Source organism: Sphingobacterium sp. SG20118, from assembly GCF_044740685.1.
Lineage (GTDB): Bacteria > Bacteroidota > Bacteroidia > Sphingobacteriales > Sphingobacteriaceae > Sphingobacterium.
On sequence record NZ_CP172826.1, the window covers coordinates 579703 to 593617 of the forward strand.

The window sequence follows — 13915 nt, forward strand, 5'->3', positions numbered from 1 at the left end:
AGACAATACTGTGATGTGCTCGATGTATTATGAAGACCCTCGGTCAAGGCCGAACGGATTAATGCGTAGCATCATGGTTATATATATCAAAAAGCAACCCATAGTAGCAAAAGGGCTATGAGGTGAAGAAAGTAAATAAGGGCACACGGGGGATGCCTAGGCTCTCAGAGGCGATGAAGGACGTGATAAGCTGCGATAAGCTTCGGGGATCAGCAAATGTGAGTTCGATCCGAAGATTTCCGAATGGGGCAACCTAGCATACTGAAGGTATGTTGTATAATACGCGAACGCGCTGAACTGAAACATCTAAGTAGGCGTAGGAGAAGAAAATAATAATGATTTCCCAAGTAGTGGCGAGCGAACGGGAAAGAGCCCAAACCATTGATGTTACGGCATCAGTGGGGTTGTAGGGCTGCGATGTGGCATTAGCAAACAGAAGTGGAATGGGATGGGAAGCCCAGCTATAAACGGTGATAGCCCGGTACACGTATAGAATGCTAGCCTAGCAGTACCCTGAGTACCGCGGGGTCGGAGACGCCCTGTGGGAATCTGTCAGCACCATCTGATAAGGCTAAATACTCCTGAGAGACCGATAGTGAACTAGTACCGTGAGGGAAAGGTGAAAAGAACCTCGAACAGAGGAGTGAAAAGAACCTGAAACCGTGTGCTTACAAGCGGTCGGAGCTGCCAGGTGCAGTGACGGCGTGCCTTTTGCATAATGAGCCTACGAGTTACTCTTGTCTGGCAAGGTTAAGTGGTTCAGCCACGCAGCCGAAGCGAAAGCGAGTCTTAATAGGGCGCATAGTCAGATGAGGTAGACGCGAAACCTTGTGATCTACCCTTGGGCAGGTTGAAGTTGCAGTAACATGTAATGGAGGACCGAACCGATAAACGTTGAAAAGTTTTCGGATGACCTGAGGGTAGGGGTGAAAGGCTAATCAAACTGGGAAATAGCTCGTACTCCCCGAAATGTTTTTAGGAACAGCGTCGGCATAGAGTCTTATAGAGGTAGAGCTACCGATTGGGTGCGGGGGAGTCAAATCCTACCAAATCCAGACGAACTCCGAATGCTATAAGATATGGCCGGCAGTGAGGCTTTGGGTGCTAAGGTCCAAGGCCGAGAGGGAAAGAACCCAGACCATCAGCTAAGGTCCCTAAATATACGCTAAGTTGAACTAACGAGGTCCGGTTGCCTAGACAGCTAGGATGTTGGCTTGGAAGCAGCCATTCATTTAAAGAGTGCGTAACAGCTCACTAGTCGAGCGGCCGGGCGTGGATAATAAACGGGCATCAAGTGTATTACCGAAGCTATGGATTTGCAACATACGTTGCATCTGGTAGGGGAGCATTCTATTTACGGTGAAGCGATCTGGTAATGGGTCGTGGAGTGCATAGAAAAGCAAATGTAGGCATAAGTAACGATAAGGCGGGTGAGAAACCCGCCCACCGAAAGACTAAGGTTTCCTGATCAACGCTAATCGGATCAGGGTTAGTCGGGGCCTAAGGCGCATCCGAAGGGAGTAAGCCGATGGACAACTGGTCAATATTCCAGTACTTTTTATAACTGCGATGTGGTGACGGAGTAGTGACACTGCCGCGAACTGACGGAATAGTTCGTTGAAAGGCGTAGGTATAGGGACGGTAGGCAAATCCGCCGACCCTGCTGAAACCCAATAGTACAGCAAAGCTTCGGCGGCGTTGATAGAGCAGGTAAACAGACTTCCAAGAAAACCCGCTAAGCTTCAGGTTATAAAAACCCGTACCGTAAACCGACACAGGTAGTCGAGGAGAGAATCCTAAGGTGCTCGAGTGAATCATGGCTAAGGAACTCGGCAAAATGGCCCTGTAACTTCGGGAGAAGGGGCGCTTCCTCCAGCAATGGAGAAGCCGCAGTGAAAAGGCCCAGGCGACTGTTTAACAAAAACATATGGCTTTGCAAAATCGAAAGATGAAGTATAAGGCCTGACACCTGCCCGGTGCTGGAAGGTTAAGAGGGGATGTCATCGTAAGAGAAGCATTGAATCGAAGCCCCAGTAAACGGCGGCCGTAACTATAACGGTCCTAAGGTAGCGAAATTCCTTGTCGGGTAAGTTCCGACCTGCACGAATGGTGTAACGATCTGGGCGCTGTCTCAGCCATGAGCTCGGTGAAATTGTGGTATCGGTGAAGACGCCGATTACCCGCAACGGGACGGAAAGACCCCATGCACCTTCACTATAGCTTAACATTGGAATTGGGTACAGGATGTGTAGGATAGGCGGGAGATGTTGAAGTGGCTTCGCTAGGAGTCATGGAATCAACCTTGAAATACCGCCCTTTCTGTATCCGGTTTCTAACTCGGTTATATCGAGGACATTGTTTGGTGGGTAGTTTGACTGGGGTGGTCGCCTCCAAAAAGGTAACGGAGGCTTTCAAAGGTAAGCTCAGTACGCTTGGTAACCGTACGAGGAGTGCAATGGCATAAGCTTGCTTGACTGTGAGACCAACAAGTCGAACAGGGTCGAAAGACGGACATAGTGATCCGGTGGTTCTGTATGGAAGGGCCATCGCTCAAAGGATAAAAGGTACGCTGGGGATAACAGGCTGATCTCCCCCAAGAGCTCATATCGACGGGGAGGTTTGGCACCTCGATGTCGGCTCGTCACATCCTGGGGCTGGAGAAGGTCCCAAGGGTTGGGCTGTTCGCCCATTAAAGTGGCACGCGAGCTGGGTTCAGAACGTCGCGAGACAGTTCGGTCCCTATCTGTTGTGGGCGTTGGAAGTTTGAGTGGATCTGTCCTTAGTACGAGAGGACCGGGATGGACTGACCGCTGGTAAACCAGTTATGCCGCCAGGTGTACGGCTGGGTAGCTACGTCGGGAATAGATAAGCGCTGAAAGCATCTAAGTGCGAAACTAGCCACGAGATGAGACTTCCTTATAGGGCCGTAGAAGACTACTACGTCGATAGGTTGCAGGTGTAAAGGTAGAGATACCATAGCTGAGCAATACTAATCACCCGAAGCTTTCTCAAGCAACGCAGACACTGTTGTCTTCCTCTTTTAGTTTTTCTTTCAATTGTCTATAGATCAGATGGTCACTTTATCCGTAATGGATATTGTTTCTATATTCTGATAACCTTATTTTAGGTGCCTATATCGGCGGTGTCTACCTCTTCCCATTCCGAACAGAGAAGTCAAGCCCGCCAGAGCCGATGGTATTGCCGTAACAGGTGGGAGAGTAGGTCGGTGCCTTTTTTTATACAGAAGCCCTTGCAGTACAGCAAGGGCTTTTTTGTGTTCTGGATTTTCTGGGGGAGAGCACCTCCGGACCGGACATCACCCAGCAACCGATGTTATGTCGTAAGTAGTCGTAAATATTGGGGGTTAGAAGGTTGCCTTTTTTGTGTTATAGGCTAAGTTAAACTGCTAAATTTGTTCTATATTTGGAATGCCTTTATTTCAGCAATAATGTCACAGATAACGATTATAGAACTAGCAGAACGATTGGGATTATCCAAATCAACAGTATCTCGAGCTTTTAGGGATGGCAATGATATTAATCCAAATACTAAGGCACGTATTTTGAAAATGGCCGATGAATTAGGCTTCTCGCCTAATATGTATGCCAGTAACCTAAGAGCTAATAAAAGCAATACCATTGCTATTATTATTCCTGAATTTGGTAATAAATTCTTTAGCCAAGCTATTAAAGGAATCGAATTGGTCGCTAGATCGAAAAATTATCATACCTTAATTTATGTAACAGATCATCGTGTAGACAAAGAAGCCTCTATTATACGTTCATTAATCAATGGTCGAGTAGATGGGGTTGTTATGTCTGCATCCGGCGAAGGACATGATCATAGCCACCTTCAGGTTTTAAAGGATAATGACTTACCTATCGTTTTTTTTGATAGAACTTATGATGATGTATACACTCCATTTGTGACAGGTAATGATTTTGAAGCGAGCTTCTTAGCTACGGAACATCTCATCGAAAATGATTGTAAGCGCATAGCTTATTTAGTTATCAATCAAAACGTTTCTATTGGTAAAATACGTATGGCTGGCTACAGGGCCGCTTTAGAGAAATATCAAATTCCCTTCGATTCAAATTTAATCCTTGATACGGTAAATGAGCCGGAAGGCAATATGGAAGATATTAGAAATCTTTATCGTATACAAAAACCCGATGGGTTACTTGCTTCAGTTGAACGTTTGGCAATATCAGCTATGCGTGTTGCCAAGAATGAAGGTATATTGATTCCCTCCGAGTTAAAACTGATTTGTTTTTCATGTTTAGATATAGCAGACCTCATTGAACCTGCCTTAAGTGTTGTTAAACAACCAGCATATGAAATGGGAAAGATGGCAACAGAATACCTTTGCCAATTAATTGCTAAACCGTTTATCTTCACTAATCAAGAGATTACTTATCTCGATTCTTCATTAATTTTTCAAAAATCGAGTAAAAAAAGTTACTAAAAAGTTTGGATTTAACTCTTTAGCTTTTTATCTTAGATAAATATTGGGAACGTTCCCAGTATAATGAAGCCAATTGTAACAAGATTTTACTGTTTAATTTATAGTATATTTTATAGAATGAGCCATTATTTGAACTAAATAATGGGAACGTTCCCAGTGATGTTGCAACCAATTATAGATAGTTATGAAACATTATTTTATTTCTCTATTTTTTAGTGTATCGATCGTGTTTTTTGGTTGTAAAAAAAACAATCCCTCATCTGAAACAACAGTAGAGGAGGTAGCACCAAATGATATAGGTTTAGCAACCACAAATCAACTATTTAATTATTGGGATGAATCGATTACGTTGTTTTTTGATTTAAATAAAGGTAATCGTGCGCTAGTTTCTGAAAATGAATCTTTATACCTACATATCGGTCTCATTACAACAGCAAGTAAAGATGAGCACGATTGGAAGGAAGTTGCTACAGATTGGTCTAAAAATATAGAAGCTTATAAACTCAATCGTCAACCTAATGGTAGCTATTCTATAACCATTAACCCCACGCAGATTTTTAAAGGCATTAATGGAAGTGAAGTTTTTAAAATTGCGCTATTGATACGAAATGCTGCAGGTACTTTAGTGCAAAGAAATAAGGATGGATCTGATATCTATATACCAGTAGTGCTGAAAAATAAAGCTGCGCTTGTATTTTTACAGCCCAATACGCAGCCGACCTATATTTTAACAACGGAGAAAGAGTCATATATGTTAAACGAAGAATTAGCTATAGATGTCTTGTCTAATATAAGAGGGAAACTTTCTATTCGGATTGATAATGTATTACAGGAAAGTGTAAATGACGTATTAAAACATACGTTTACATGTAAATTTGGGAAGCTTGGTTTTCATATTATTAATGCACGGATTGAGGCTAATGGAAGTACTTTTGAAGAGCAGATTCGAGTCTTTGTTAATGATAAGCCTGAAATTGAAGAATTGCCTTTGCATGCCAATAAAAACGGTATAACTATCGATAAGCAAAGTAAAGCTGTAACTTTTGCCCTAACAGCTCCAGGGAAGTTGAATGTTTTCCTGTTGGGTAGTTTTAATAATTACCAGGCTGAATCAAAGTATGTCTTGAAGCAAACACCCAATGGCGATACTTGGTGGCTTACTTTAACAGATTTGGACTTTTCAAAAAAGCATACTTACCAATTTTTAATAGACGGTCAATTCAAGATAGCAGATCCTTATAGTCATATTATTTTAGATCCAATTTATGATGGCAGTATAGGCAAATCAATTGCTTATTTGCCTTCCTATCCTAAAGAAAATACAGCGGGTAATGTGAGTGTATTGGACTTAAATAATGAGGAATATCATTGGAAAGTTCAGAATTTCATTAAACCAAATCCATATGATTTAGTGATATACGAATTGCTTACTCGTGATTTTTCCATGGCACACGATTTTTTGTCAATTCGTGATTCGATACCTTATTTGAAACGGTTGGGAATTAATGCAGTAGAATTGCTGCCTATTCAAGAAAGTGAAGGAAATTCCAGTTGGGGTTATAATCCTTCTTTTCATTTGGCTTTGGACAAATATTATGGCCGTGAAAATGAACTGAAAAGTTTGGTTGACAATCTGCATTTGCAAGGAATCGCCGTTATTGTTGATGTGGTCTTGAACCATGCATTTGGGCAGTCTCCGCTTGCTCAGCTATATTTTGAAAACATTACGACTTCGTCTAGTAACATTTGGTTTAATATGCAAGCGCGTCATCCTTATAATGTAGGATATGATTTCAATCATGAAAGTGCATACACACAAGATTTTGTTAAGGATGTCTTGAAGTATTGGATGGTTGAATTTAAAATAGATGGTTTTCGATTCGACTTATCAAAAGGATTTACACAGAAAAATACAGGTGTTTCAGGGGATGATGTTGCTTCATGGTCAGCTTATGATGCTGGTCGAATAGCAATCTGGAAAGATTATCATAATTATCTAAAAACAATTGACCCTACCTGCTATGTGATTTTAGAACATTTTGCCGTAGATGAAGAAGAACGGGAATTGGCGGCGACAGGTATGCTGTTATGGAATAATATGAATAGGAGTTTCAATGAGGCCACAATGGGTTATCATACGGCCTCTCAATCTGACTTGAGTAGATTATTTGCGGAAGCACATGGATTTGAAACGCCCAATTTGATTAGCTATATGGAATCTCATGATGAGGAACGTATTCAGTTTAAAAATGCACAGTATGGAAATGTGGCTGGTTCTTATTCTGTTAAAAATCTTTCAACTGCTTTAGATAGAATTAAAGCTGCTGCGACTTTCTTACTAACAAGTCCAGGACCTAAAATGATTTGGCAATTTGGTGAATTTGGTTATGATATTTCTATTGATGAAAATGATAGAACGGGAGAAAAACCTTTGAAATGGGATTATTTGAAAAATGCTTCTCGTAGCGGTTTGTTCGACCATTATGCCAAATTGATACGTCTAAAAAAAACAAATCCAATTTTTCGAAATGCTACTTTACAGCTATCCTCTTTAAAGGATGGTTTGAAATATTATGTTATGACTGCTGGTGATCAAAGGGTACTCGTGATCGGTAATTTTGATATCGTGAATAGGGACCTTTCCATAACAAATGCTTTATCGGGTACTTGGTATGATAATATGCAACATTCAATTTTAAACTGGGAAGTAGGTCATCATATTGCTATTAAACCTGGTGAATACTACCTTTTAAGTAAAACTAAACTAATAAACTAAACAAATTTAAATCAATTACATTATGAGCAAATTTACATTACAAGCTGTAATGACCTTTGGTCTTCTGATGTTGCTTTGGGTAAATGCTTTTTCTCAAAACTCATCACTTTCTGGTAAAGTGGTCGATGATAAGGGGGAAACATTAGTGGGAGCAACCATTCTAATCAAAGGAAGTCAAATCTCGACAGCTACAAATCAAAACGGGGAGTATCAATTTAGTAAAGTACCAGTTGGTAAGGCGACTGTCACGGTCAATATGATTGGTTATGGTACTGTAGATCAGTCTATTCAAATTATTAATGGTGCTAATGTTTTAAACTTTAACTTAAACTCAACAACGAGTGATTTAGAGGAAGTCGTAGTCATCGGTTATGGTGTGGCTAAGAAGAAACAAATTACGGGTTCCATTTCTAGTGTAGGTCCTAAAGAATTTAATACAGGTGTAGTGAGTTCACCGGATCAGTTATTAGCCGGTAAAGTTGCTGGTTTGACCGTGAATAGATCAGGTGGAGACCCAACAGCTGCATCGACGATTCAATTACGTGGACCCTCATCATTAACAGCCAGCTCTTCACCTTTATATGTTGTGGATGGCGTAGTTGGTGCAAGTATTGAATTGGTAGCACCAGATGATATTGTTTCTATGGATGTCATGAAAGATGCCTCGTCAACTGCTATATATGGATCGAGGGCGGCAAATGGTGTTATTTTCGTGACGACAAAACGTGGAAAAGCAGGTAAACCAGTTTTATCTTATAGTGGTTATGCTGCTATTGAGCGTGTCGCGAATAGCGTTAATGTGCTAAGTGCTGCTGAACATAAGCAATTTGTTATGGATAATGGTTTGACCGTTGCTCCTTCTGAAACTGGTTTTGATACCGATTGGCAGGACGAAATAACAAGAACTGGGGTTTCACATAATCATAATCTATCATTAACAGGTGGCTCGGAAGGTACGCGATATAATGCTTCTGTTAATTATTTCAATAATCAAGGTATTGTTAAGAGAAGTGATCTTGAACGTGTTGTAGCAAGAGTTGGAATTGATCAAAATGCTTTTGACGATCGATTAAAATTGGCATTAAATATAGCCAATAGTATGAATAAGTCAAACCATGTTGATTATGGAATATTTAACGGTGCTGCACGTTATTTACCAACCTCTCCTATACGCTCAGATGACGCAGGTTACGCAGCGTATGATGGTTATTTCCAAGTACCAGGTAGAACAAACTATTTCAATCCAGTTGCGATGTTGAATCAACGCGATGAGGAACGGAATAATAATACTTTACTTGCTAGTTTAAAGGCAGATCTTACAATTTTCAAAGGATTGACCTGGACGAATGTCATCTCGTATCAACAAAATCAATTTGATAAAAAATACTATATGCATCGAACAGATTTTGATTCGAAAGCATTAGGTAGGGGGTATGGTTCACGTACAATTTTAAAAAATATAGATAAAATTTTAGAATCTTACCTTACTTATAGTTATTCCATTAATAGTCATAATATAGATGCATTGGCTGGCTATTCTTATCAGAAAACAAACAATAATGACGGCCTATGGGCGTCTTCGGTTGGATTTATGTCCGATGATTTGGGATCAAATAATTTGAATCTAGGTACTTTGCCAGAAGGTTACAATCCTTTTTTAGTGGAAGATAACTCAAATAAACAATATCTTCTTGAGTCATTATTAATTTCTTATTATGCTCGCGTTGGTTATAATTATGATGATCGATATATGTTGAGTGCATCTGTACGTCGTGATGGTTCTTCAAAATTCGGGGTTAATAATAGATGGGCAACATTTCCGTCTATTTCTGGAGCATGGAGAATCGGTAAAGAAAGTTTCATGCAAGACCAGGATTTGTTCAGTGAATTAAAGTTACGTTTAGGATATGGTATCTCGGGTAATCAGAATATAGATCCTTATCGTCAGATTATTATTTTTGGTCCTCAAAACGGACAATTTTTATACAATGGTAAATGGATGAATGCCTATGGTGTCAATCAAAATGAGAATCCCGACTTAAAATGGGAAAGTACATCCATGTTCAATGCTGGATTGGACTTTGAATTATGGAAAGGTCGTTTTGGTGGTACCATAGAATATTATAATAAGGAAACCAAAGATCTACTGTATGAGTATGATGTGCCTTCGCCCCCGTACCAATTCAATCGCTTATTGGCTAATGGGGCAAGCATGAGTAATAAAGGTGTTGAAATTACTTTAAATGCTGTCGTTTACCGCAATAGTAATTTTTCATACAATACGACTGTCAACTTTGCCCGTAATATTAATAAAGTTGGATCATTATCATCAAATATTGAAAATATTGGTGTGTCAGAACGTTATGAAGGGGGTGTAGGCTTAGATGGTTGGACAGGTCAAACGTCAGCTATTGTTCTGCCAGGGCATGCATTGGGAACCTTTTATGTTGCTAATTATATTGGTTATGATGAAACTTCTCAAAAGACAATTTATCAAAAATCATCAGGTGAACTCGTAACACAAGATCAGATTTCGGCACCGGATGACTATATGGTCATGGGACAGGCGCTTCCTCAATTCACTTACGGTTGGAATAATAGTTTTCAATATAAAAAATGGGATTTAAATTTCTTTCTACGTGGGATGTATGGCAATAAAATTTTTAATGCCACAAGAGCTGATTTGAGTCGTCTTCAACAAGCGAATGTAACTAATATCTCTAAGGATGCTGTTAAAGAAGGAATATTTGAAACACCATTGATTGCCTCGAGCAGATTCATTGAAGATGGTTCGTTCTTACGATTGGATAATGCAACTGTGGGTTACACTTTTGATACGAAAGAATCAAAGTATATTAAAAATGCAAGGTTGTATGTGTCTGGTCAAAACCTGTTTACGATTACCAAATATTCAGGTGTCGATCCAGAGGTTAGTTTAGGAGGTTTAGCTCCAGGTCTTGATAATAGAAATTATTATCCAAAGACAAGATCATTTTTAGTAGGTGTAAAATTAGCTTTTTAACCTTTATTCACAATTAGTTATGAAAAAGAGATTCAGTAAAATTAATTTATTCTTATTCGCGGGGCTTTTGTTAGCAGGACAGTCTTGCACAAAGTTCGACGATAAGATGTATTCCGCATATACCGAAGATACGTTTCCTAAAACGCCGGAACAATTTATTGCAGTAACAGGGCCTGTATATACTGCTGCTAGAGGTTACTTTGATAATTATTTCAGCCTGCAATCTGCGGGAACCGATGAAGTGATTATTCCAACAAGAGGAGGCGATTGGTTTGATGGGGGAAAATGGCGCGATATGCATTATCATACTTGGTCAGCTTCACATGAAGTGGTTCAGAATAATTGGGATTGGGGATTCAATGCCATTGGTACTTGTAACCGTGTATTAAGTGTTTTAGAAAAAGCTCCAGAATCAGAAACAAAAGCTCAGACTATTTCTGAAATAAAGGCTATGCGTGCTTGGTATTATTTCTTGATGCTGGATGCATATGGAAATATACCTTTGGTAATCAGTTTTGATACCGGTACAGAGTTGCCTGCAACTACTCCTAGAGCAGAAGTTTATCAATTTATTGTTCAAGATTTAGAAGAAAATCTGCCAAATTTAAGCGAGGATAAAAGTGAGGCTACTTATGGTCGACCTACCAAGTGGTTTGCACATACTTTATTAGCAAGACTTTATCTAAATGCACAGGTATATAGTGGTACTGCGAATTGGAACAAGGTGGTCGAACATAGTGATGCCGTGATTAATTCTGGGAAATATGCTTTAGAAAATGATTTCCTGACACAGTTTAAACCAGATAATGGCGCATCAAATCCTGAACCAATTTTTTCTATTCCATATGATGCTTCTCGTGCTACAGGTAATACCTTGTTTAATCGGGTGTTGCATTACGGACATCGTCAAACTTTTGAATTGAGTATTAATCCTTGGAATGGATGGAGTGCTCAACCTGCTTATTTTGATCTGTTTGATAATGCGGATAATCGCAAAAAACAATGGCTATTTGGTCAGCAATATAATTCTACGGGACAGCCGTTGGATTATAATGGTCTTAATGTGGTTTTGGATCCATATGCTTATAACTTGTTACCTGGTTCTGATTTTGATATAGGTGGGGCAGATGATGGTGGGCGTTTAGCTGGAGCTCGATGCATTAAATATTATCCTGATAAAAATCAAATCAGTAATAATGCAGGAAATGACGTCGTTGTTTTCCGTCTAGCAGATGTGCTATTAATGAAAGCAGAGGCCGTTTTAAGGGGGGCTACAGCAGCTAGTGTAACGCAAGCAGTGGACGCCGCTAATCAGGTACGTAAACGTGCATTTCCTATCAATCCAGAGAAACATTTTACAGCAAGTACATTGACATTGGCAGCTATCTATAAAGAGCGTGCCTTGGAATTTACATTTGAATTGACTCGAAGAACAGACATGATCCGCTTTGGTAAATGGGAAGATGCGCAATTGTTTAAGCCTGCAAATCCTGGCGAAGAATATAAACGATTGTTTCCAATCCCAGCAAGGGCTAGAGCAAATAATAATAAATTGGATCAGAATCCTGGTTATAATCTTTAAATGATATAAATTATGAAAATATCTAAAATATTTCGATTACTATTAGTTTTATGTATTGGGGTTTTTAGCTTCTTGTCTTCTTGTAAAAAAGTAGAACATGGTATCGATGACCCTATCGTTTCAATCAATGAAAATACATTGTCCACTATCCAAGTTGGGAAAAAACTAAAAGTTGGTTTTATAGCTAATAATATTAAGGAATTTACATTTGCGATTGTTCCGGTAAATGACAGCGAAATGCTGCTTACAGAACATATTACTGTTGATCCCAATACCTTTATTTTGTCAAAGGATTTTGATATTCCAAATGAAAAATCCTGGATTGGAGAGGCATTGCTGAAAATAACTTATACTTCTGGAGGACAGGTTATAGAGAAGACAAAACCTATAACATTTACGGAGAGTAATCCACAGATGTTTGTGGTAGGGGGTTCCATAGCTGCAGGATGGGAGCCAACGTTAGCACTTCCGATGAGTCTGTACGATGAAGAAAGTAAAACAAAGTTCGAAATTTTTGAATACGTCACAGTTGATGGTTCAGGAATCAAGTTTTTGCCGACGAATGTAGACTGGACGGATGCTTTTGGTAAAGGTGCGTCTGAGGGAATTTTATTACAAGATGGCGATGCTGGAAATATCACAGTTTCTGAGGATGATTTTTATAGAATTCGTATGGATTCAGAAGCGAAAACATATGAATTGACCAAATCAACGTGGGGTGTTATCGGTAGTGCGACTCCGGATGGCTGGGACAGTGATACGGACATGAAATTTGTCGGCAGTAAAGGTATCTATACCTGGAAAGTAACATTAAACTTGACTGCTGGGGAATTAAAATTCAGAATGGATGATGATTGGACAATCAATATTGGTGGCACACTTTCGTCTTTGCAACAAGATGGAGCAAATATAGTGATTGAGGCTGCAGGCAAGTATGAGATTGAACTGTCGCGGACGGCATCAGGGTATTCTGCAAAAATTTCTAAGAACTAAAATATAGGGAGCTCATGCTCCCTATTTACCAAACTTTTATTACCTGATGATATGCCTATTGTTGAGTAGTGTTTTTATACTACTTCAGCTGTCCTATGCCGTTTATCAAGATAATTTTCCGATTTAAAGGATCGAATCATTGCATAAATGTTACGGAATGAAAGCCGACAATCTACAATTGATCCGCACATACTCGTTAAAGTAATCCGGTATTATAATATGGAATTACACCGCATGTTCGAGAGAATAAAGGGTATCCATTTTTACAAATCGTAATGCGCAAAAAATTATGCTGTGCTTACCTCGGTTTTAGGGAAATTTAAAAAGGCGTCATACAAATGAAAAATAGCTTAACAGATGTTGAATAAGATATACCATTAGTAATAACATGCTATCCTTATCAAACACGCATGTTTGATTTAAAAAAATAAAAATGAAAAGCGTATTAGATCTCTTGGAGAAAGTAAAAGGGGTGATTTTTGACCTGGATGGTGTTTTGGTAGATACCGCTGTGTTCCATTTTCAAGCTTGGAAAAGGCTTGCTCAAGAATTCGATTTTGATTTTACAGAGATTCAAAATGAACAGTTAAAAGGTGTTAGTCGAATCGATTCATTGGAAAAGATATTGAATTGGGCACATGTAGTCGCATCCGAAAATCAAAAAATAGCATGGGCAGCATTAAAAAATAGATGGTACTTGGAATTTGTTGCCCAGATGAAAGAAGATGATATTTTACCGGGATCTATAGCGTTGCTACATTGGTTAAAGCAGCATGGTTTTCTGATTGCATTAGGATCTGCAAGTAAGAATGCACCACTTATTCTCGAGAAAACGGGCATGTTTTGTTTTTTTGATGCCCTTGTAGATGGTAATAGTGTTACGCTGTCTAAACCTCATCCAGAAGTATTTTTACAAGCGGCAGGTCAACTAAAATTGAAACCATCAGAATGCCTTGTATTTGAAGATGCACAGGCTGGGGTTGATGCAGCAGTAACCGCAGGGATGAAAGTAATTGGCGTTGGTTTCTCATTTAAAGGGAGCTGACTTGTCAGTCTGTAGTTTGATGGAGGTTTTGA

General features: G+C 39.4%; 6 protein-coding genes and 2 rRNA genes. All 8 read left to right on the forward strand.

All coding sequences use genetic code 11. The annotated features are described in order from the left end of the window. Positions 1-125: 125 nt before the first annotated feature. The 8 genes from ACFX5U_RS02745 (at position 126) to pgmB (ending at position 13883) form a co-directional block, all read left to right on the forward strand. Positions 126-3012, forward strand: a 23S ribosomal RNA gene (locus ACFX5U_RS02745). A gap of 111 nt (positions 3013-3123) precedes the next feature. Next, positions 3124-3235 (forward strand): 5S ribosomal RNA (gene rrf, locus ACFX5U_RS02750). A 213-nt stretch (positions 3236-3448) separates the two neighbouring features. After that, positions 3449-4465 carry a LacI family DNA-binding transcriptional regulator gene (locus ACFX5U_RS02755; protein WP_038696065.1) on the forward strand — a complete coding sequence of 339 codons (1017 nt, stop codon included), beginning with the start codon at positions 3449-3451 and terminating at the stop codon, positions 4463-4465. A gap of 184 nt (positions 4466-4649) precedes the next feature. Then, complete coding sequence (locus tag ACFX5U_RS02760; protein ID WP_400262428.1) at positions 4650-7241, forward strand: alpha-amylase family glycosyl hydrolase; 2592 nt, start codon at positions 4650-4652, stop codon at positions 7239-7241. Positions 7242-7263: 22 nt separating this feature from the next. Then, positions 7264-10263: a SusC/RagA family TonB-linked outer membrane protein gene (locus ACFX5U_RS02765; protein WP_400262429.1), complete on the forward strand. Its 3000-nt coding sequence runs from the start codon at positions 7264-7266 to the stop codon at positions 10261-10263. Between the two features lie 19 nt (positions 10264-10282). Next, a complete protein-coding gene (locus tag ACFX5U_RS02770) occupies positions 10283-11845 on the forward strand; it encodes a RagB/SusD family nutrient uptake outer membrane protein (RefSeq protein WP_400262430.1) in 1563 nt (520 codons plus the stop codon). Positions 11846-11857: 12 nt separating this feature from the next. Next, positions 11858-12838 (forward strand): SusF/SusE family outer membrane protein, encoded by a 981-nt coding sequence (locus ACFX5U_RS02775; RefSeq protein WP_280570614.1) that lies wholly within the window; start codon positions 11858-11860, stop codon positions 12836-12838. 433 nt (positions 12839-13271) lie between these two features. After that, entirely contained in the window at positions 13272-13883 is a 612-nt protein-coding gene (pgmB, locus tag ACFX5U_RS02780; RefSeq protein ID WP_400262431.1) for a beta-phosphoglucomutase, read from the forward strand. Positions 13884-13915: the final 32 nt, after the last annotated feature.

Bases quoted from the DNA above. Each gene is read 5' to 3' on its own strand.
- ACFX5U_RS02775 (WP_280570614.1), top strand. From the start codon at position 11,858: ATGAAAATATCTAAAATATTTCGATTACTATTAGTTTTATGTATTGGG.
- ACFX5U_RS02760 (WP_400262428.1), top strand. From the start codon at position 4,650: ATGAAACATTATTTTATTTCTCTATTTTTTAGTGTATCGATCGTGTTT.
- pgmB (WP_400262431.1), top strand. From the start codon at position 13,272: ATGAAAAGCGTATTAGATCTCTTGGAGAAAGTAAAAGGGGTGATTTTT.
- ACFX5U_RS02770 (WP_400262430.1), top strand. From the start codon at position 10,283: ATGAAAAAGAGATTCAGTAAAATTAATTTATTCTTATTCGCGGGGCTT.
- ACFX5U_RS02755 (WP_038696065.1), top strand. From the start codon at position 3,449: ATGTCACAGATAACGATTATAGAACTAGCAGAACGATTGGGATTATCC.
- ACFX5U_RS02765 (WP_400262429.1), top strand. From the start codon at position 7,264: ATGAGCAAATTTACATTACAAGCTGTAATGACCTTTGGTCTTCTGATG.